This window comes from Pseudomonas retamae (assembly GCF_043496865.1).
Classification (GTDB): domain Bacteria; phylum Pseudomonadota; class Gammaproteobacteria; order Pseudomonadales; family Pseudomonadaceae; genus Aquipseudomonas; species Aquipseudomonas retamae.
In genome coordinates this window covers 656,781-676,911 of record NZ_JBIEIL010000001.1, presented here as the reverse complement: position 1 = coordinate 676,911, position 20,131 = coordinate 656,781, and the positions used below count along the sequence as shown (strand labels likewise).

General features: G+C 60.4%; 19 protein-coding genes. 14 read left to right on the top strand and 5 right to left on the bottom strand.

All coding sequences use genetic code 11. The features are described 5' to 3' along the window. The first annotated feature begins 2 nt into the window (after window positions 1-2). The 3 genes from ACGSLL_RS02805 (at window position 3) to ACGSLL_RS02795 (ending at window position 3,384) form a co-directional block, all read left to right on the top strand. Entirely contained in the window at window positions 3-893 is an 891-nt protein-coding gene (locus ACGSLL_RS02805; protein WP_394502926.1) for an alpha/beta hydrolase, read from the top strand. Window positions 894-1,028: 135 nt separating this feature from the next. Continuing rightward, entirely contained in the window at window positions 1,029-1,955 is a 927-nt protein-coding gene (locus tag ACGSLL_RS02800; RefSeq protein WP_394502924.1) for an alpha/beta hydrolase, read from the top strand. A gap of 82 nt (window positions 1,956-2,037) precedes the next feature. Beyond that, window positions 2,038-3,384, top strand: a complete 1,347-nt coding sequence (locus tag ACGSLL_RS02795; protein WP_394502922.1) for an OprD family outer membrane porin — start codon at window positions 2,038-2,040, stop codon at window positions 3,382-3,384. A gap of 115 nt (window positions 3,385-3,499) precedes the next feature. Here ACGSLL_RS02795 and ACGSLL_RS02790 read toward each other — a convergent pair whose 3' ends face one another. Further along, a complete protein-coding gene (locus ACGSLL_RS02790; RefSeq protein ID WP_394502920.1) occupies window positions 3,500-4,621 on the bottom strand; it encodes an SMP-30/gluconolactonase/LRE family protein in 1,122 nt (373 codons plus the stop codon). A 153-nt stretch (window positions 4,622-4,774) separates the two neighbouring features. Further along, window positions 4,775-5,689, bottom strand: coding sequence for a LysR family transcriptional regulator (locus ACGSLL_RS02785; protein WP_394502918.1), 915 nt, complete (start codon window positions 5,687-5,689; stop codon window positions 4,775-4,777). A gap of 210 nt (window positions 5,690-5,899) precedes the next feature. On the opposite strand from ACGSLL_RS02785, the gene ACGSLL_RS02780 reads away from it, so the two are divergent. From ACGSLL_RS02780 to ACGSLL_RS02765, 4 genes are all read left to right on the top strand, one after another. Further along, window positions 5,900-7,240: a nucleobase:cation symporter-2 family protein gene (locus ACGSLL_RS02780; protein WP_394502916.1), complete on the top strand. Its 1,341-nt coding sequence runs from the start codon at window positions 5,900-5,902 to the stop codon at window positions 7,238-7,240. Window positions 7,241-7,272: 32 nt separating this feature from the next. Continuing rightward, window positions 7,273-7,782, top strand: a complete 510-nt coding sequence (locus ACGSLL_RS02775) for a nucleoside deaminase (protein WP_394502914.1) — start codon at window positions 7,273-7,275, stop codon at window positions 7,780-7,782. Between the two features lie 80 nt (window positions 7,783-7,862). Next, window positions 7,863-8,870 carry a Rossmann-fold NAD(P)-binding domain-containing protein gene (locus tag ACGSLL_RS02770; protein ID WP_394502912.1) on the top strand — a complete coding sequence of 336 codons (1,008 nt, stop codon included), beginning with the start codon at window positions 7,863-7,865 and terminating at the stop codon, window positions 8,868-8,870. A 98-nt stretch (window positions 8,871-8,968) separates the two neighbouring features. Continuing rightward, complete coding sequence (locus ACGSLL_RS02765) at window positions 8,969-9,775, top strand: transporter (protein ID WP_394502910.1); 807 nt, start codon at window positions 8,969-8,971, stop codon at window positions 9,773-9,775. A gap of 99 nt (window positions 9,776-9,874) precedes the next feature. Here the strand turns inward: ACGSLL_RS02765 and ACGSLL_RS02760 are convergent, their stop codons facing one another. Next, the gene (locus tag ACGSLL_RS02760) at window positions 9,875-11,041 is read right to left on the bottom strand and encodes an MFS transporter (protein WP_394502907.1); all 1,167 of its coding nucleotides are present in this window, start codon (window positions 11,039-11,041) and stop codon (window positions 9,875-9,877) included. 95 nt (window positions 11,042-11,136) lie between these two features. Here ACGSLL_RS02760 and ACGSLL_RS02755 point away from each other — a divergent pair, with 95 nt between their 5' ends. Next, window positions 11,137-12,030: a LysR family transcriptional regulator gene (locus ACGSLL_RS02755; protein WP_394502905.1), complete on the top strand. Its 894-nt coding sequence runs from the start codon at window positions 11,137-11,139 to the stop codon at window positions 12,028-12,030. Here ACGSLL_RS02755 and ACGSLL_RS02750 read toward each other — a convergent pair. Continuing rightward, window positions 12,018-12,974, bottom strand: a complete 957-nt coding sequence (locus tag ACGSLL_RS02750; RefSeq protein ID WP_394502903.1) for a LysR family transcriptional regulator — start codon at window positions 12,972-12,974, stop codon at window positions 12,018-12,020. The two genes, ACGSLL_RS02755 and ACGSLL_RS02750, sit on opposite strands and share 13 nt — an antisense overlap. A gap of 117 nt (window positions 12,975-13,091) precedes the next feature. Between ACGSLL_RS02750 and ACGSLL_RS02745 the strand changes: the two genes are divergently transcribed. Then, window positions 13,092-13,844 carry a 3-oxoacyl-ACP reductase family protein gene (locus ACGSLL_RS02745; RefSeq protein ID WP_394502901.1) on the top strand — a complete coding sequence of 251 codons (753 nt, stop codon included), beginning with the start codon at window positions 13,092-13,094 and terminating at the stop codon, window positions 13,842-13,844. 7 nt (window positions 13,845-13,851) lie between these two features. Next, window positions 13,852-14,448, top strand: coding sequence for an NADPH-dependent F420 reductase (locus tag ACGSLL_RS02740; RefSeq protein ID WP_394503096.1), 597 nt, complete (start codon window positions 13,852-13,854; stop codon window positions 14,446-14,448). 26 nt (window positions 14,449-14,474) lie between these two features. Here ACGSLL_RS02740 and ACGSLL_RS02735 read toward each other — a convergent pair whose 3' ends face one another. Further along, complete coding sequence (locus ACGSLL_RS02735) at window positions 14,475-14,705, bottom strand: hypothetical protein (protein WP_394502899.1); 231 nt, start codon at window positions 14,703-14,705, stop codon at window positions 14,475-14,477. A gap of 253 nt (window positions 14,706-14,958) precedes the next feature. Between ACGSLL_RS02735 and ACGSLL_RS02730 the strand changes: the two genes are divergently transcribed. The 4 genes from ACGSLL_RS02730 (at window position 14,959) to ACGSLL_RS02715 (ending at window position 20,108) form a co-directional block, all read left to right on the top strand. Further along, entirely contained in the window at window positions 14,959-16,023 is a 1,065-nt protein-coding gene (locus ACGSLL_RS02730) for a fimbrial protein (protein WP_394502897.1), read from the top strand. 783 nt (window positions 16,024-16,806) lie between these two features. After that, a complete protein-coding gene (locus ACGSLL_RS02725; RefSeq protein WP_394502895.1) occupies window positions 16,807-17,868 on the top strand; it encodes a fimbrial protein in 1,062 nt (353 codons plus the stop codon). 864 nt (window positions 17,869-18,732) lie between these two features. After that, window positions 18,733-19,281 (top strand): fimbrial protein, encoded by a 549-nt coding sequence (locus ACGSLL_RS02720; protein ID WP_394502892.1) that lies wholly within the window; start codon window positions 18,733-18,735, stop codon window positions 19,279-19,281. Between the two features lie 86 nt (window positions 19,282-19,367). Next, a complete protein-coding gene (locus ACGSLL_RS02715; protein WP_394502890.1) occupies window positions 19,368-20,108 on the top strand; it encodes a fimbrial biogenesis chaperone in 741 nt (246 codons plus the stop codon). Window positions 20,109-20,131 lie beyond the last annotated feature (23 nt).

The following is a 20,131-nucleotide window of genomic DNA, read 5'->3' as shown; positions in this document are numbered from 1 at the left end:
GTATGAAAACCCCGATCTACCAACGTTTTACCACGACGGCGCAGCTTGACGAGCAGTACGACATCGAGGCCTCGGTGAAAGACTTCGATGGCTATGTTCAACAGTTCATCGAGCAAAGCCAGATCGCACGCGCCCAACTGCCCAACAGGCTGGATGTGCCTTATGGCCCGACCCTGGACGAAACCTTCGATGTGTTTTTCCCCCAACAGGCAAGCCCCGAAAGGCAGCACCCGGCAGTGTTCTTCATCCATGGCGGTTACTGGCGGGCGACCACCAGCAAGGAATGGAGCTTTGTGGCCAAGGGCTTGGCTGCGCTGGGTGTGGTGACGGTGGTCGAAAACTACACTCTGGCGCCGAAAGTCACCATTGCCGAGATCGTGCGCCAGCATCGCTCGGCCTTCAGCTTCCTGTGGCGCAACGCCGAACGGTTCGGGATTGATCGTGAGCGCATCGTGGTGGTCGGGCATTCGGCAGGTGCCCACGGAGTGGCGGAGCTGCTGGCGACCGATTGGGTGGGTGACTATGGCCTGCCGGCCCAACCCTACCGAAGCGCCATCGCTGTCAGCGGGGTGTTTGACTTGCGTCCGCTGCCGCATACCTTCCTGGCCTCGACGATTGATTTCACCTGGCAATCGGTCGAGTCGCTGAGCCCGATATTGCACATTCCGGCGCGGCTGCCGCCCCTGATGCTGGCCTACGGGCTGCGCGAGACAGACGAATTCCGCCGCCAGACGACTGACTATGCCTGCGCTTGCATTGAGCACGGTGCACCGGCCGAGCTGCTCGCGCTGGAGTCAGACCATTTCAACATCCTCGACGACCTGGCGGCAGGCAGCGGACCCATGGTGCAGTGGATCACGCGATGGCTGAGGCTGGGCGCCGCTCGAGACTGAATCCGCGGGCGATTTTTGTCTGGTTGTGTCTGTTCTTTTTTGCTCGCTGAGCGCTTTGGCCTGTTCCAACGATGCTCTGCGAAACCGACTCAGAACAACCTGGCTGTCAACTTTCAACACAAGGTAAGGTTCCCAATGAAAAACAAAATTGCAGTGTCGGTACTGCTGGCCTCTGTGGCCTTCGGTCTGCAGGCCGCAGAGAACAACGTTGTCTGCCAAAAACCACTGCCGCTGTCGGCGCCTCAAGATGAATGGTCACTGTTTCAGGAAACGGTAAAACGCGCGCCCGCGGTCATGAGCGATGTGCACCGTGAATATTATGGCAAAGGTCTGGATAACTTCGGCGACCTGCGTTTACCCAAAGGCAAAGGGCCGTTTCCGGTTGTAGTGGTCGTTCACGGTGGGCGCTGGAGCGCTGATGTCAGTCTCGATTACATGGCGCCGGTCGCGGATCTGCTGACCAAGGCTGGCTTCGCGACGTGGAACATCGAATACAGCCGTGTGGGCAGTTATGGCGAATGGCCGAATTCTTTCAAAACGGTCGCCAGCGCGGCGGACAAGTTGCAGGAGCTGGCAAAGACTTATCCGTTGGATTTGAAGAAAACGGTCACCATCGGTCATTCATCGGGGGGGCATTACGCGCTGTGGCTGGCCGGTAGAAGCCTGTTGAAGCCGGAGTCTGAACTGCATGCCGCAAACCCGTTGAAAATCTCCGGTGTGGTCGTGCTTGATGGTGTGGTCGATCTGGCCTGGTATTCGACCCTGCCACGCGGCGATGTTCAGGCCAAGGTATTAGGCAATATTCAAGGTGAGGCGCTACAGAAGCGTTTACAGGAAGTCTCCCCGGCGCAAATGCCGCTGGTAAAAGTCCCGCAAGTATTCATCACCAATCAGAGTGACCGTTTTCCCTCCGTTCGCGATTACGTGAAGCGCGCAACGGCTGCCGGCGTGCAATCGCGGTATGACGCGCTGTGTGATTCCAATCACTTTGCGCCCGTGAACACGGCCAACGCGGAGATGGCGGAGAAGCTGGTCAAGTATGTGTCCGAACTGTCCCGGTAAGGTCTTGGTTAACTGACTATCGGTTGCTTCGTAACAATCCGCTGTCGGCATATAAAAATAATAAAAGTTGAGGGTTATCCCTATGTGGCTTCCTGTAAAGAGTGGAGCTGTGCTGGCGTGTGTCTTGCCAGGCATGCTACTGAATGTTGAAGCGCTGGCGGACAGTTCCGACAGCGGTTTTTTAAAGGGAAGTTCTCTGACACTGGATACTCGGCACTGGTATTCCAAAGAGATCGGCAGGCGTGACACGGTCTACCGTTATCGTACCGATGACGGGCCTCGGGTTTCGCATGACCGAGTCGCGTGGCAACAGGGCTTCAAGCTGGGCTTTATCTCCGGGTACACACCCGGGACAGTGGGCGTCGGGCTCGAACTCGCTGGGTATTCGGTCGTTGCACTGGAGCGCAACCCTGCTGATGCAGCGGGTGGCAGCAACCGCATGCTGGTCAACAGCGACGGTGATGTTCAGCCGAGCTGGAGCCGCCTGGGTGTTGCCGCGCTGAAGTTGCGAATGGCTGAGTCGGAACTGAAAATCGGCCGTCATCAAGTGGCCAACCCCGTGATGAACTTTTCCGATACACGTACCGTGCCGGCGTCTTTTGATGGATGGTCATTTGAAAACTCATCCATCAAGGGGCTGGTGTTGAAGTCGGGTTATTTCTCGAAAATGGCGCCCCGGTATGCGGCCGGTACAGAGCCTATCGGGCTTCAATATGCAATGCGCCCGGTCAGCAGTGACTGGACCGCCTACGTGGGGGGGGATTACACCAGTGCGGGCGGGTTGCAGAGCAGTATCTACGTTTCACGTATCAAGGATATCTGGGATCGAGAATATTTAGGCCTGAGCCGGGACTTCAAAACAGGGGATATGAAAACGTCCATGAAGTTGTCGGCTTACAACACGCAATCCAGCGGAAAACAAGAGGCCGGTTATATCGATCAACAGGCCTATGGCCTGACGGTTTCACCCAGTTTCAAGAACAATACAGTCGAGTTCGGCCTGCAGAAAATTGTCGGTGATGAATTCTTCGATTACGTCAAGGAGTCGAATGCCATTTCGTTGCCCAACACCATGGTTTCCTATTTCAACGGGCCGAACGAAACCTCGTTTCAGGTGAAATATATCAATGACTGGGCGGCTTACGGCGTGCCGGGCTTCAAAAGCATACTTTGGCATACACGCGGCTGGGGGATTGACGGCACCGGTTACAACGCAGGCCGCAAAGGTGTTTACACGGCTTCACCGCTGCAGGATAACGAGCACCATAACGAAACCGGGGTTTTCGCCAGTTATACGTTCCAGGGAACAGAGCTGAAGGGGGCCAACGTCCTTGCCGGTTACGCCTGGCATCGCGCAAGCAGTCATCAGGTCGAGGGCAACTTCGACGAGCTTCGAGTCATCGTGAAAATACCGGTGTCGTTGTTCTGAGATTTCAACGCATCGTGCTTGGCCTGGTGGATATGCAACCTCCTGCCGCGCCTCTTCGGGTGCGCGGCAGGAGTGTTTCGGCATTCACCCAGGCGATGCGAGATGAACCGCGTTCTTACAACCCAAACGTAGCCCCCCGCGTATTCACAAACAGCGAATAAATCGAGTGACTGCTGGCCATGAACAACCGATTGCCTTCGCGCCCGCCGAAGCACAGGTTCGGGCAGCGTTCCGGCAGCGAAATGTGCCCGATAGCCTTGCCCTGCGGATTGAACACCCGCACGCCGTCGAGTTTTTCCAGGTCGGCTTTCGGATCGCCGTTGCCGCCCCAGCCGCACCACAGGTTGCCGGCTTCGTCGCACTTGATGCCGTCAATGGCGGCGTAGTCCAGGCCTTCGATGTGCTTGCGGCGTTCGCCCAAGGTGCCGTCGTCTTTCACGGCAATCGCCCAGATCAGGCGATTGGGTTTGGCGCGGCCTTCGACGACGTAGAGGGTTTTTTCATCGGGAGAAAAGCACAGGCCGTTGGGGCCGCTGAGATCGTCGATCACCCGGGTGACTTTTTTGCTCTCGCCGTCGAGGCGGTACACGGCGTGGGGTTGGGTCGGGGTGATTTTGTGGCCTTCGTAGTTGTTGCCGGTCTGGAAGGGCGGGTCGGTGAACCAGATCGATCCGTCGCTTTTGCAGACGACGTCGTTTGGCGAGTTGAAGGGCTTGCCGTCGTAGCTGTCGGCCAGCACGGTGACCGTGCCATTGGCTTCGGTGCGGGTGATGCGCCGGCCTTCGCTGGTGGTGGTCGAGCCTTCGCAGACGATCAGACGCCCCCGGCGATCACGGCACATGCCGTTGGAGAAGTTCGAGTGTTCGCGGTACACACTGAAGGTGTCGGTGATTTCGTCCCAGCGCATGATGCGGTTGTTGGGGATGTCACTGACCAGCAAGTAGCGGCCATCACCGACCCAGACCGGCCCTTCGGCCCAGCGCATGCCGGTGGCGAGTTTCTCGACGCTGGCGTTGAAAATCCGCAGGTCGAGGAAGCTGTCGTCGAGGATGTGAATCAGTGGGTCGGGGTAGCGTTGACTCAACGGTTCGGCGGCATCGGCGAGTCGGCTCAGGGCGGTGCTGCCGACGGCGGCGAGCGTAGCGGAAACCGCCAGGGACTTTTTCAGGAAGCTGCGGCGGGTGTTGCCTTGCGTTTGGTCAAGGCTGTCAGGCGGGGCGGACAGGGATGAGTCCATGTAGCGATCTCCGAGGTTTTATTGTTGTTCGGGAGACCTAGTAATACATCGTGGTAGGACATCGTACAAGTGTCATCTTGTCTGCGAGGAAAACTTTCATGTAGCCGAACCGGTCAGCCGGCGGGGCATGTTTTAGAGCTGCGAAACGTCGGTTCAAAGCGTGGTGATCTGTCCATTGCGATCGCGCTCAAAGACCTTGTTGCCCTGCAATTTTTCCTTCAGCCAACGTTCCGCCTTGCCCAGCGGACGCTGCCGCGCCCATAACAGATCCACGCCAATCTGCCAGTCGGTGTGCGGGTACGCCGTGAGTTGCAACTCCACCAGTTCGCCTTTGGCCAATTCCCGCTGAATAAGCTGCCGGGGCAGGGTGGCCCAGCCGAGTCCGGCGCGGACCATTTCCAGTAACGCCAGATAGTTTTCCGCTTGCCACAACTGCGTGGAGCGCAGGTATTCGCTGCTCGGCAGCTTGCTCGCGTGGGCGCTGAAGGCCAGGCGTCGGTGAACGTGCAGGTCATCGAAGCTGACATCGTCGAGTTGCGCCAGCGGATGGTCGGGGTGGCAGACGTGCAGCATGATCAGTTTGCCCAGTTGCTGGAACGCCAGTTCCTTCGGGTAGCCGGGCTGTGAAAAGGCGACACCGAGCACCGCCTCGCCGCTGCTGACCAGCTCGCTGACGTCGCCGTACACCGGGTGGCGGATGATCAGGTCGACGAAGGGGAAGGCCTGCTCGAAGGCTTTCAGTGCCGGCATGACCGGCCCGTAGGGTGTTTCGATCGCCAGCGTCAGGCTGGGCTCGACGTTGTCCGAGAGGCAGTCGGCGTGCGCTTCGAAGGTCATGCAGCGTTCGAGCACGGCTTCGGCCTGGATCAACAGTTTGTGGCCGGCGGCGGTGAGCGCCGGGCTGCGGTTGCTGCGATCGAACAGCTCGACGCCGAGGTCGGTTTCGAGGTTGGCAATCGCCGCGCTGATGGTTGATTGGGTCTTGCCGAGTTTGCGTCCGGCGGCGGAGAACGAGCCGCTCTTGACGACCTGGACGAACATCAACAGTTGATCGAGTGAGAAGCGCAAGCGGTGGACTCCCGAATCGAAGAAGGATCAGTAAGCGCCGAGTGTGCCGATTTTTAGCCATCGAAAAAAGCGATGGTTGCTCATTTGTTTCATCGAAATAAACGTTCGACCATGGCCCCGTAATAAACGACCTCGGGGCGCATTGACCTTCAAACGCCCCTGAGAATGCCCGCGATCTCAACAGATGCCGCACCTTCAGGAGCGTGTGAAATGACCACACAACGCATTCATCCGGTGGACGAGGTTTTGCCGCTGCGACAGTTGTTCACGTTTGGCTTGCAGCATGTTTTGGTGATGTACGCGGGGGCGGTGGCGGTGCCGCTGATCCTGGGCAGCGCGATGGGGCTGACCTCGGCGCAGGTGGTGTTGCTGATCAACGCCAACCTGCTGACCTCCGGTATCGCAACGCTGATTCAGACCTTGGGCTTCTGGAAATTCGGAGCGCGTCTGCCGCTGATTCAGGGCTGCTCGTTTATTGCACTGGCGCCGATGATCATGATCGGCAAGGAGTTCGGGCTCAGCCAGATTTTCGGCGCGGTGATCGCGGCGGGTTTCATCACCATCGTCCTGGCGCCGGTGTTCAGCCGATTGTTGCGGTTCTTTCCGCCGGTGGTGATTGGCAGCCTGATCACCATCATCGGTATCTCGTTGATGCCGGCGGCGGCAATCTGGCTGGGCGGTGGCAATCCCGACGCGGCGGATTTCGGCAAGCCGGCCAACCTGTTGCTGGGCCTGGCCACGGTCAGCGTGACGCTGGTGATCTATGCCAAATGCAAAGGCTTTGTCGGCAACCTCAGCGTGTTGATCGGCCTGTTCGTCGGCAGCCTGATTGCGGCGGCGTGCGGCATGACCCACTTCAGCCGGGTCAGTGAAGCGGCGTGGTTCGAACTGAGTGCGCCGATGGCGTTCGGTGCGCCGGAATTCGCGCCGGTGCCGATTCTGATCATGACCCTGGCGATGCTGGTGATCATGGCCGAGACCACCGGTAACTGCCTGGCAATCGGCAAGTTGACCGGCAAACCGACCACGCAACAGACCCTGGGTAACGCGTTCCGCGCCGATGGCCTGTCGACCATGCTCGGTGGTTTTTTCAATAGCTTTCCCTATAACGCGTTCACGCAAAACACCGGTCTGATTGCGCTTTCCAACGTCAAGAGCCGCTTCGTCGTGGCCGCCGCCGGGGCAATCATGGTGCTGATGGGGCTGTTCCCGAAACTCGGTGCGCTGATTGCGGCGGTGCCGACGCCGGTACTCGGTGGCTGCGCGATCGTCATGTTCGGCATGACCACGGTGGCCGGTATTCAGGAGCTCTCGCGGGTGCAATTTGAGGGCACGCGCAACGGCATCATCGTCGCCGTGTCGGTGAGTGTCGGCGTACTGCCGATGTCATTCCCGGCGCTGTTCGAACACGTCGGCCCAACGCTGAAACTGGTGCTCGACAGCGGAATTTTCCTCGGGGCAATCACCGCCATCGTGCTCAATGTTCTGCTCAACAACGAAAAAAAATCGACCGAAACCATCGGCGCGACATCGGCTGAACTGGCCGACTGACCTGTTGTTTTTCCACTGCCCAGGAGTTACCCATGAATCAATACATTCAGCTCGTCCCGGCCGGCGTCAGCGATCTGGATCTGGCGTTGCTGCGCCAGACCATAGCCTTGTCCGAGGCGTCGAAACAGCGCGGTCGCCATCCGTTCGCCGCGTTGGTCGCCGACCGGCACGGCAAGGTGATTGTCGAGGCGGGGAACAATTCCATGCCGCCAGAGGGCGACCCGACCCAGCACGCGGAACTGGTCGCGGCAGCTGCGGCGGCGAAATTGCTGACACCGCAAGAGCTGGCACACTGCACGCTCTACACCAGCGCCGAACCTTGCTGCATGTGCGCTGGCGCGGTGTATTGGACCGGAATCGGGCGAGTGGTTTACGCCTTGTCGGAGCATGCGTTGTTGGGGCTGACCGGTGACCACCCGGAAAACCCGACGTTCTCCCTGCCGTGCCGCGAGGTATTTGCCAAGGGGCAACGCAAGGTCAGTGTGTTGGGGCCGATGCTGGAGAGTGAGGCGGCTGAGCCGCATAAGGGGTTTTGGTCGTAACACCGCCAACGCATTGGAACCCTCACGTCGGGGCATGCACCAACACTAGGTTGCAGCCCAAAAAACGCGGAGGGATTTCAATGTCAACGCATCCAATTCTGTTCATGGGCGGTTCCGGCGCCATCGGCCATCGTTCCGCCAAAGCCTTGCGTGCGGCCCATCCCGACGTGCCGTTACTGATCGGCGGGCGTGATCTGGCGAAGGTTCAGCAAGCCGCTGAAGAAATGGGCGGGGCTGAAGGTGTGGTCATCGACGCGGCCGCGGATGACCTCGGATTGGGCGATCGCTCGGTCAGCGCCGTGGCGGTTTTCTATATGGATCACACGCTGGCCGGGCTGCGGTTCGCGCAGACGCGCAAGGTGCCGCACCTGAGCATTTCCTCTGGCGTATTCGAAATGGCGCCGCAAATCGCTCGCTATATCCATGCCCCGGATGCGGTGCCGATCGTGCTCGGTTATGAATGGATGGTCGGTGCCACAACGGTGGCGACGCTGCACCTTGGCAAAGCCTTTGCGCGGGTGCGCGATATTCGCATCGATGCCTTGGTCGACGAGCAGGACGGTGGCGGGCCAACCGTGGCAACTGACTTCGAACACCTGAACCGCATGCTCCCCGCTGCACTGACCCGCCGCGAGGGTGCGTATATATGGCGTGAGGGCGAGGAGGCGAACGTCAGCTTCCGCGCGCTGGACGGTACGTCGATGCAGGCCAGCGGCTTTTCCTCGATCGACGTCGCAGGTCTGGCAGCCGCCACCGACGCACTCAACGTTCAGTTCAACCTCGCCAGCGGCGTCAGCTCTTCCCGACGCGCGGGCAAGCCAATGTCGACGGAAGTTCTCATCGAAATGGCCGGGGAAGGGCGCAACGGGCAAGCGCTGCATACCCGTCATGCCCTCGTGCATCCAGCCGGCGCCGCAGCGCTGACGGGTCTGAGCGTGGCCATGCTCTTGGAGCGCTTGATCGGGCTCGACGGTTCAGCGCCCACTGCGCCAGGTCTGTACTTTCCTTATCAGCTGCTGGATGCCGCCGGGTATCTGCGGCGTTTGGGTGAAGAGGGCGGTGAGTTGCTTGAGTTGAGCCAGAACTAAGGCGGATTCTGCGAGCCTGGCGGTTGTCCGAAACCCTGGACAGCTCTTTTGAGATTCCTGACTACACTTTCATTCCATCAAGCGTAACGGGAGTTCTCATGAAGAGAGCCATAGGTGCTGCGTCTTTGCTTGCGATAGGGATGGTGCCGGGTGCTCAGGCTGAAGACTCGGCGGAGCTGGCCAAAAAGGCGCTCAACCCGGTCGCGGCCATGTACAGCCTGCCGGTGCAGTACAACTGGGACCAGAAGATGGGGCCAACCGGCGATGGCATGCGCAGCACCACCAACATTCAGCCGGTGCTGCCGTTTACCCTCAACGATGACTGGAATCTGATCTCCCGCACGATCCTGCCGGTCATCGATCAGCACGGTCTCGCGCCGAACGGCGCGGCGGACAAATCCGGCGTTGGCGACATCACCCAGAGCTTTTTCTTTTCGCCCCGACAGCCCACCGAAAGTGGCTGGATACTCGGTGCCGGCCCGGCGATTCTGATTCCCACCGGCAGCGATGAACTGCTGAGCAGCGAGCAGTGGGGGATCGGCCCGACCGCCGTCGCCCTGAAACAGGAAAACGGCTGGACCCACGGCATCCTCGCCAACCACATCTGGGGACTGGAGGGCAGCCCGCCGGATGACAAGGACAAGGTCAACCAGACCTTCCTGCAACCGTTCCTTTCCTACACCACCAGCACCTTGACCACTTGGGGCGTGAACACCGAATCGACCTATAACTGGCAATCGCGCGAGTGGTCGGTACCGGTCAACCTCACCGTGACGCAACTGCTGAAAATCGGCGGGCAACCGCTGACGGTGCAAGCGGGGCCGCGCTACTGGCTCGACAGCCCGGATGACGGGCCGCAAGGGTGGGGGGTGAGGTTTGCGGTGACGTTGTTGTTTCCGCGTTGAAATTGAGCTGCTGTGCAGGCCCTCATCGCCAGTAGGCTGGCTTCCACAGAAGATTCGTATCGATGACGAATCCGACGCGGTAGCCAGCCTGCTGCTTTCTTACGCCACCGCAGCCGCAGCCGTCCGGGACCGCCAGACAAACCCTAACACCATCAACAACCCCAGCCCCGCCATGGCTGCACCGGCCAGCGAGATCGCCGGATAACCCAGCCCGGCATTGATCACCGCGCCGCCCAGCGCTGCGCCGATCGCGTTGCCGAAGTTGAACGCGCCGATGTTCACCGCCGAGGCGAGGTTGGGTGCGTCTTTGGCGGCTTCCATCACGCGCATTTGCAGTGGTGGCACCAGAGCGAAGCTGGCGATGCCCCAGATCAGGATGGCGACGGCGGCCGGCAGCGGCCAGCGCATCAGCACGGTGAACGCCAGCAGGACGACAATCAGCGCGCTCAGCGCAACGATCAGGGTGCGATCGATCGAGCGGTCGGCAGCCTTGCCGCCCCACATGTTGCCCAGCGTCAGTCCGACACCAAACAGCACCAGCATCGCGGTGATGTAAGCGGTGGAGGCGTGGGTTTCGCTGCTGAGGATCGGCGCGATGTAGGTGAACACGGTGAACATGGCGCTCGAGCCGACCACGGTCAGGGCCAACGCGCCGAGGACCGGGCCACGGCCGAGCACGCGAATTTCCGCCAGTGCTCCGGCGCCTTTTGGGGCCGGCAGGTTGGGCAGGGCGAACCACAGCGCGGCCATGGTGATCACGCCGAGGCCGGTGATGCCCCAGAACGCCGTGCGCCAGCCGAACATTTCACCAAACCACGCGGCCAGCGGCACGCCGCCGATGGTCGCGAGAGTCAGGCCCATGAACATCGCCGCCACCGCGCCCGCGCGTTTCTGCGGAGCGACCACGCTGGCAGCGACGACCGAGCCGACACCAAAAAATGCACCGTGATTGAGTGAAGTCACCACCCGCGCGGCCATCAGGCTGTAATAGTCAGTGGCCAGCGCCGACATCAGATTGCCCAGGGTGAAAATCGCCATGAGCCCAATCAGCAAATAGCGTCGCGGGATCCTGCCGGTGGTCAGGGTCATCAGCGGTGCGCCGAGCAGAACGCCCAGCGCATAAGCACTGACCAGCAGCCCGGCGGCCGGGATGGAAACGCCGAGATCGGCAGCGATGCCGGGCAACATGCCCATGGGCGCGAACTCGGTCACGCCGATGCCAAAGGCACCAATGGCGAGTGCAACAAGGGGTGGATTGATACGCATGGAAAGTCTCCTCATCTATGCCGCCAATGCTACGATGTGAGCGTTTGCGGCGGTAGACCGCGATTTTGGCAATCACCTTTGCGCAGGAATCACAAATGGACGTCGGTGGTCGATCAGGTGAAATGGACGTGTTCGTCACGGTAGCGCGCGAAGGCAGTCTATCGGCCGCTGCGCGCGCATTGGGGCTGACGCCCTCGGCGGTCAGCCGGATCATCACGCGCACCGAGCAGCGTCTGGGCACGCGCCTGCTGTTGCGCACCACTCGGGCGCTCACGTTTACCGCCGAAGGCGAGGCGTTTCTGCGTGGCGCGCGGCGTATTCTGGCCGACATGGCCGAGGTCGAAGAGGCCATCGCCGACCAAGGCGTGCCGCGCGGCCGCTTGCGGGTCAGCGCTGCCCTCGTGCATGGGCGGCTGGCGATCGTGCCGTTGGTTGCCGCCTTCAGCGCGCGGTACCCGAACATCGTGGTCGACCTCACCCTGGGCGATGAAGTCGTCGACATTCTCGGTGGCCAGGCCGACGTCGCCGTGCGCTTCGGGCATTTGCCGGACAGCCCGTTGACCGCGCGCAGACTCGGCGTCACCGGTCAGGTGGTGGTGGCTTCGCCCGACTATCTTGAGCGCCACGGCACCCCGCAGGAACCGGAAGACTTGCTGCGGCACAACTGCCTGCGCTTCAACTTTCGCCGCGCCGAACCCAACTGGCCGTTCATCCGCGACGGCCAGGTGTTCTCCTTGAAGGTCAGCGGCAGCATCGAATGCAACAGCGGTGAAGCGCTGGCGCAACTCGCGCGGGGCGGCGCCGGCATCGCGCGGATCGGCGAGTTCAGCGTGAAAGAGGATCTGCAGCGTGGCGAGTTGATTTCATTGTTGGAAACCTGGAATCCGGGCGATGACGAGCCGATCCATGCGGTGTTCGTCGGCGGTCCGGCGATGCCGGCGCGAGTGCGTTTGTTCGTCGACTTTCTGCTGGAGCATTACCGGATGTGAGCACTGGCGTGTGCTGACGATTGGCGGGCATCGAGCAGGGATTGCCAGCGATCTGCGCGGGCACGCTCGACCAAAAAATCGACGAATGCCCGGGTCTTGGCCGGCAATAATTTCTGGCTGGAAAAGTACAGATAGATCTGCCCGGCATCGACATGCCAGTCCGGCAAAACCCGTTCCAGCGTGCCGTCCTGCAGATACGGCAATACATCCGGCACCGCCAGCAGCGCGACGCCCAGGCCCAGACGCGCGCACTGACACAACGCCTGCGGATCATTGACCAGCAAGCGTGGAGTGATCTCCAGTGGCGCGCGTTGCCCGTCGGAACTCTGCAGCATCCAGCTGCGAACCTTGCCGGTCTGCACCGAGCGCATGGCCAGGTGATCAAGCGTCGCAAGTTGTTCCAGACGCTCGATACGCCCGTGACCGGCCAGATATTGGCGCGACGCGACGAGGATCAGATGCGCGGGAGCGATGGCTCTGGCGACCACGCCCTGGGCCAGCTCGATGCCGCCACCGATGGCCGCATCGAAACCTTCGGCGATGAGATCGACCTGACGGTTGTCGACCTGCCATTCGGGGATCACCGCAGGGTATTGCTGGAGAAAATCGGGCATCAGCGGCAGGAGAAAGTCCTTGGCGAACCCCGGCGCCGCGCTCAAACGCAAAATGCCGGAAGGCGCTCCGGCATTGCCGGCGACATCGGCAATCGCGGCTTGCACACTGTCCAGCCCTGAACCGACATTCGCCAGAAAGCGCTCACCCGCTTCCGTAAGGGTAAGTTTGCGGGTGCTGCGCTGAAACAGTCGCACCCCTAGATTGCTTTCCAGCTGCGCGACGTTGCGGCTGACTGCAGCAGGGCTCAGGCCCAGGCGTCGGGCAGCGGCGGAGAAGCTGCCGGACTCGGCGCTGCGAACGAACGACAGCAGATTGCCCAGCGTTTCCATACCTGCACCTTCAAGCATTGATTGAAAGTGATTCTAGTCAGCTCCTACTACTTGTGGAAGATCAAAAAGCGTCTCATAGCCTCATCAACTTCACACACCTGAACAAGAGGCTTGAACATGAACACTTCCACACCAACACTTGCAGGCAAAGTCGCTGTCGTCACCGGTGGCTCGCGCAGCATCGGTGCAGCGATCGCCAAGCGTCTCGCCGCCGACGGTGCAACGGTCGTCATCACTTACCACGCATCGCCTGAGCGTGCCGAATCGGTAGTCAACGAAATGGTCGCAGCCGGCGGACAAGCACTGGCGCTGGCGGCTGATGCGGGCAACCCCGAAGCGGTGCGCGCGGCGATTGACGAGGTCGCTCGACGCCTCGGCAAAATCGACATTCTGGTCAACAATGCCGGTATCAGCGTATTGGGTGCGCCGGAGGACATCGCCTTCGATGATTTCCAACGCATCCTCGCCGTCAATGTGACAGGGGTCTTTGTCGCGACCCAGCAAGCGCTCAAACACATGGGGCAGGGCGGTCGGATCATCCACATCGGCAGTTCGATGGTGCAGTACGCCGCCTTCGGTACCGCTTCGGCGTACACCCTGACCAAGGGTGCTCTGACCGGTTTCAGTCGCGGTCTGGTGCGCGATCTCGGGCCGCGCGGCATTACCGTGAACACCGTGCATCCCGGCCCGACCGACAGCGACATGAACCCGGCCGATGGTCCGATAGCAGACTTCCTTCGCCCGAATATCGCCATGGGCCGCTACGGCGAAGGTCAGGACGTTGCCGGGGCGGTGGCTTACCTTGCCAGCGAACAGGCCGGATTTGTTACTGGCGCAGAATTAATCGTCGACGGCGGCTTCACCGCTTAAGGAGAGCATCATGACTATCAGCATTATTGGCACCGGCGCCATCGGCTCGGCCATCGCACGATTGCTCGTCAATGCCGGTCTGCCGGTCAGCATCGCCAACAGCCGTGGGCCGCAGAGCCTGACCGAGCTGGCCAACGAGTTGGGGCCGCTGGCGCGGCCGGTGACGGCGCAGGAAGCCAGCCGGGCGGATATGGTTTTCCTCGCAGTGAACTGGTCGAAACTCCCCGAGGCGGTTCGCGATCTGGGGCCGTGGGACGGGCGCATCGTGGTCGACACCAACAACCCGATCGAAGCGCCGCTGTTTCAGCCGGTCGATCTGCACGGCGTACCGTCATCGCAAGTGGTTGCGCAACTGCTGCCCGGCGCGCACGTGGTCAAGGCCTTCAATCATCTGTTGGCGGCTTTGTTGAGCGACCCCGCCGCCGAGGGCGGCAAGCGGGTGCTGTTTTACTCCGGTGAACACGCTGCCAGCAAAGAGCGCGTCGCGGCGCTGATCGCCGACCTTGGCTTTTACGGCATCGATCTGGGCGGTGTTCAACAGGGCCTGTTGGCACAGTTCCCCGGCGGCCCGCTACCGGCGCTGAATCTGGTCAAGCACGGCTGACGACGAGCCCGGGAAACCGGGCTTTTTTACGCCCAGATCGCGGTCTCGGTATTGATCTCGGCGACCAGCGTGGCGTTGAACTGCCGCTGCCGATGCAAGTCATCACGCATTTGCGAGAAGTCGAATCGCTTGGCGCCAAGCTCTTTCAGAACAAGGCCTGAAACCCGGTAAATGCCGCAATCGGAACAGTCGACGAGTTGGCCGCCATGGGCTTCGTCGGTCTTCTTCGCATCGAGTCCGCACAGGTAGCATTTCATGGTGTTCTCCCGATTTTGTGATGTTCAGGAGATCGTTCTGTGTTGAGGGAAGTTTCATCCAGCTGAGAAAGGAATCATCGATAATCTTGGCGGCTAGGAAATTTCCTACAAGTTCGTGGGACGCAAGCTACAGGCTCAGTCCCTTCGTTTTCCGATAATCCGCCCTCTGCTGGCAACGCTGCCAGTCAAATCTCCACGTTCAGAAACGCTGGGCAGCCAACGCCCATCGCTTCATCTACGAGGGCATGCACGCATGAACATCGGATCACGACTGCTGGGCTGGCTCGGCGCATCTTTGCTTGTAACCGCAGCCGCGCCGGCAATGGCCGCCTGCACCTGGAGCTCCAGTGACTGGACGCCCAAGCAACTGACCCTCAACGGCGGCACGGTGTTTGCCCCGCGCGATGTCCCGGTCGGCAGCACCCTGAACACTACCGGCGGCATCCGCGATCTGCCATTTGGTGATCGCCTGGTCTGTGGTCTGCAAGCGAGCTACAGCACGGCACTGGTTGGCCCGGTGGTGAACAATATTCCGGTCGACACCATCACCGTGCCGGCCGGCTCGATCTTGCAGACCAACGTGCCGGGGGTTGGACTGGCGATGTACATGACCGGTTTTGCCGGGCAGTGGCAGATGCCGGCCGGTAACCCGTCGCGTTTCGTTCCGTTCAGGCTCACCCTCAACATCTCCACAGCGTTAAGCGGCATGCCGTCGGTCATGGTCCGTTACGCGCTGATCAAGACCGGTGACATTGCGCCCGGCACACACAGCATCAACCAGTTGGTGGCGACGGGGACGTCGGATCGCGGGCCTATTTTCAATTTGGACTTTACCGCCACCGTGACCGTGGCGGGCTGTTCGATGCCAGCGGCGCCGGGCAATCAGATCGACGTGCCGATGGGCACTTGGGAAAAGCGTGTGTTCAACGGCAAGAACTCCACCACCCAGGCGCAGCCGTTCGCGATCACACTCAACTCGTGCATTGCCGGCAGTAACTATCCCTGGAACACCAACGGCTATTTCACCGGCAACTACGCCAACATCCAGATCGACGGTAACAAAACCTCGACCATCATCGATGCGGCCAATGGGGTGTTGAGTCTGTCGAGCGATTCGACGGCGCAGGGTGTGGCGATTCAGATTCTGCGCGATAACGGCACGCCGATGAATCTCGGACTGCCGGTGCGTCTGACGCGCGTGGTCGACGGGGTGACATCAGTACCGCTGCAGGCGCGCTACATTCAGACCGGTGACGGGCCGACACCGCAACCGGGGACGGCTAATGGTTATGCCAGTTTTACTGTGACTTATCGTTGATTCTGTATCGATTCTGTAGGGGGCGGTTTGCTGGCGAGCGGCCGACCAGATCTGGCAGGGGGCACAGTTCCCCAGTGGGAGCGAGCCTGCTCGCGAAGGCTTTTTTTCAGGCGCAGAGTCTTTGGGTTTGAGTACATATCCGTTGCTGCGGTAACGGCTGCTTAGGGTTTCGCCCTTACGGCGAGGCACTTTTTCCAGACGCCGAAAAAGTACCCAAAAAGGCTTGCTCCCACGCCCGGATCAATCCCTCCACTCAGCCTTCCGATGTCGCCGGTTAGGCAAGATCAAAAGCACGCGAGCTAACGCTCATTGTTGAGTGGTTAGAAGCGTCGCATGGCTTGGGATTTGTGGTGGATTCGCCCCTCACCCCAGCCCTCTCCCGAGGGAGAGGGAGCAGATTTCGGTTGATTTGGAACTTGAGTTCGCCTCGGTATTTCAGGTCAGCGTACCTTTTGCATCCCCCACGATCAGTCCCCTCTCCCTCCGGGAGAGGGCTAGGGTGAGGGGCTTTTGATTTTCAGCCTCCAATCCTCCAACGCGCTGGTGATCAAGATCAACAGCAAGCGAGCTGACACTTGGCCGAGGGCCTACTGGACGCTAGGGAAGGGCAGCTGAATACGGTGCGACCCCTGAGAAAATTCCTACAAGTCAACGGGAAGCCGGCTATTCGGTGAGCGCTTTCCGTTACCCATAATCACGCCCATCGTTGGCAAACCGCCAACAACGTCCGGGTGCAGTCAGCCTGCATTCAACGGCCGTTTTCTTCTCAGCAGGGCAACTCCAATGAAGATCGGTTTACAGATGCTGGGCGGTGTGGGTGCCGCGGCGTTGATGTTGATGGCAGCACCGGCCATGGCGGCATGCTCCTGGGCTTCGGGCAATAATTCCGTGAAGCAGTTGACGCTGACCGGCGGCACGGTGTTTGCGCCGCGTGACGTGCCGATCGGCACGACGTTGAACGCCAACGGCACCATGCGCCAGCTCAATTTCGGTGACACGCTGGAGTGTTACGGCACGGCGATCTACAACACAACGTTGATCGGTCCGCTGGCAGTCAACATTCCGGTAGACGTTTTGAGGGTTCCGGCCAATGCGTTGCTGCAGACCAATGTTCCCGGCATCGGCCTGGCGATCTATATGACCGGTTTCTCCGCCGAGTGGAATAAGCCGCCGGGTAACCCGAGTCGTTTCATCCCCTTCAATATGAACCGCAGCACTGCCAGTACGGCGTTCATGAATCAGGCGATGATGCGTTATGCACTGATCAAGACCGGTGACATTGCCCCGGGTACCCACACCATCAATCAATTGGTCGCCACGGGTACTTCGGACATGGGGCCGATGTTCGATTTGACGTTTACTGCCACCGTGACCCTGGCCGGCTGTGCCATGCCTGCCTCGCCGGGAAACCAGATCAATGTGCCGATGGGCAACTGGGAGAAGCGCGTGTTCAACGGCAAGAATTCTACGACCCAGGCGCAGTCGTTCGCGATCACGCTGAATTCGTGCATTGCTGGCAGTAACTACCCTGGGAACACCAACGGATATTTTTCCGGTAACTACGCCAATATCCAGATCGATGGCAACAAGACTTCGACCATCATCGACGCGGCTAACGGGGTGTTGAGTCTGTCCAGTGATTCGACGGCGCAGGGGGTGGCGATTCAGGTTCTGCAGGCTAACGGTACGCCGATGAATCTCGGGCAGCCGGTGCGGCTGACGCGCATCGTCAATGGGGTGACCTCTGTGCCGCTGAAGGCGCGTTATATTCAGACGGGTGAGGGGCCGACGCCGCAGCCGGGGACGGCCAATGGTTATGCCAGTTTTACGGTGACTTATCGTTGATTCTGTATTGAACAGACCGGGTATATATCCATTGCTGCGGGTGTTGCTTCTGGCGGTTTCGCCCTTACGGCGAGTCCCTTTTTCAGACGCCAAAAAGGAACCAAAAGGCTTTGCTCCTGCGTTCGGCCCTCGCAGGCTCGGGTCCCTTCGCTCCGGGATCGATCCGGGCGCAGCGGCTACGGTTTGCTTCGCTGCACCTCCTTCCGCTGTGTACGACTGCGTCGTACGGTCGCTGCGCTCCCACGCCCGGATCGATCCCTGCGCTCAGCCTTCCGACGTCGCTGGTTAGGCAAGATCAAGATCAAGGGCACGCGAGCTAACGCTCATTGTTGAGTGGTTGGAAGCGGGTGGTTGGTTTGGGATTTGTGGTGGGGCTGCCCCTCACCCCAGCCCTCTCCCCCTGGAGAGGGAGCCGATTTGTGGGCTGTTCAAAACTTGCGTTCAACTCGGTATCCAATGTTGGCGTAACTCTCGCATCCACCACGGTCAGTCCCCTCTCCCTCTGGGAGAGGGCTAGGGTGAGGGGCTTTTGATTTTCAGGCTGATTCCAAGCCTCAGCCGTCTATGTCTCCGGTGATAAAGATCAAAAGCAGTCTGCCCTCGCCACACTTTCCCAAACCCTCACAACACCTGTAGCAGCCCACTTGCCGAAGGCCGGAAATGGCTACCTGTCATTACCTCCTCAGTAGGAAAAGTCCTACAAACGCACGGAATTTGCCTACATAGCCAACCCTGTCCGATCTCGATAATGGACCCAGACGAAACGCGTTGTGACTTACACATAAACAGTCGAGAGCGCGTCGTTTATCCGTCCCGAAGCCTGCTTGAGGCGAAGGACATACCATCATCATTCTGGATGTGATCATGAAAAATTTTGCTCTCAAAGGTTTGTCTCTGGCGCTGGTCATGGCCGCTGCTTCGCAGGCTGCTCTGGCGGCTGACGGTGAAATCAACTTCGTCGGCAGCGTGACCGACAACACCTGCCCGGTGGTTGTTTCCGACCTGAACGGTTCGGCCGGTGCCGGTGATGTCACCCTCGGCAGCGTGCCTGCTACCTCCCTGGCCTCGGCTGGTCAGATCGCTGGTGGCGGTGCGTTCACCCTGACCATCGACACCACTGCACCAGGCTGCAACGTCACCGGCAAGAAAGCCGTGGTCAAGTTCCTTTCGCTGAGCGGCAACGCCGGTTCGAGCGGTCAGTGGATCGGCCTGCTGCCGGAAGCTGGCGTCGCTACCAACGTGGCGGTACAGATCAAGGACGCCACCGGCAAAGACGTACAGCTCGGCCTGGATTCCTCGCCATACCTGGACCTGACCCAGCCGCTGCGCTTTACCGCCAACTACATCGCCACCGGTGCGGCGACATCCGGTCCGGCCAATGCCAAGGCTGCGTTTACCGTCGACTACCAATAAGTCCGGTCAACGGCCGGGGCCGTGTGGTCCCGGCTGTCCTTCCCCTCGCCACGGCGCTGATGCCGTGCTGACTTGAGGAAAATGCAATGACGATGTTTACCACCCCCTTCAAGACCACCGCGATCGCCGCGATGTTGCTCGGCAGCACTTTGCTCAGCAGCTTCAGCCAGGCCGGGGTGATGCTCGGCGGCACGCGGATCGTGTACGACGGCAGCAAGCGTGATGCCTCGATCACGGTCAGCAACACCACGCCCGAGGCCTACGCTGTGCAGGCCTGGGTCAACACCGAAGCCGATGACAGCAACACCGCCACGCCGTTTGTCGCGACGCCGCCGCTGTTCCGCCTGGACCCGCGCAAAGAGCAGATGGTGCGCATCCAGAAAGTCCCCGGCGATCTGCCGCAGGACCGCGAATCGGTTTTCTACTTCAACGCCCAGGAAATCCCCCTGGCCGGCAAGGCGGACGCCAACACCCTGAAGATCGCCATGCGCACGCGAATCAAGCTGTTCTATCGCCCGGCCGGCCTCAAGGGCAGCGCCATGGAAGCCCCGGATCAACTGCGCTGGAGCCTGGCGCAAGAGCAGGGCAAGACCGTGCTGGTGGTCAACAACCCGTCGGTGTTTCACGTTTCATTCATCGGCGTGAAAGTCGCTGCGGGTGGCCAGAGCCTTGAGGTCAACGAGCCGAAAATGGTCGCGCCGATGAGCAGTCAGCGTTATCCGCTGCCGGGCTTCAAAGCCAGTTCCGCTGAGGTGGAGTTCTCCGCCATCAACGACTACGGCGGCTACACCGCGCCGAAAAAAGTCGCCGCAAGCAGCGCGCCTTAACGTCTTCATCCCTTTCCTTGCGA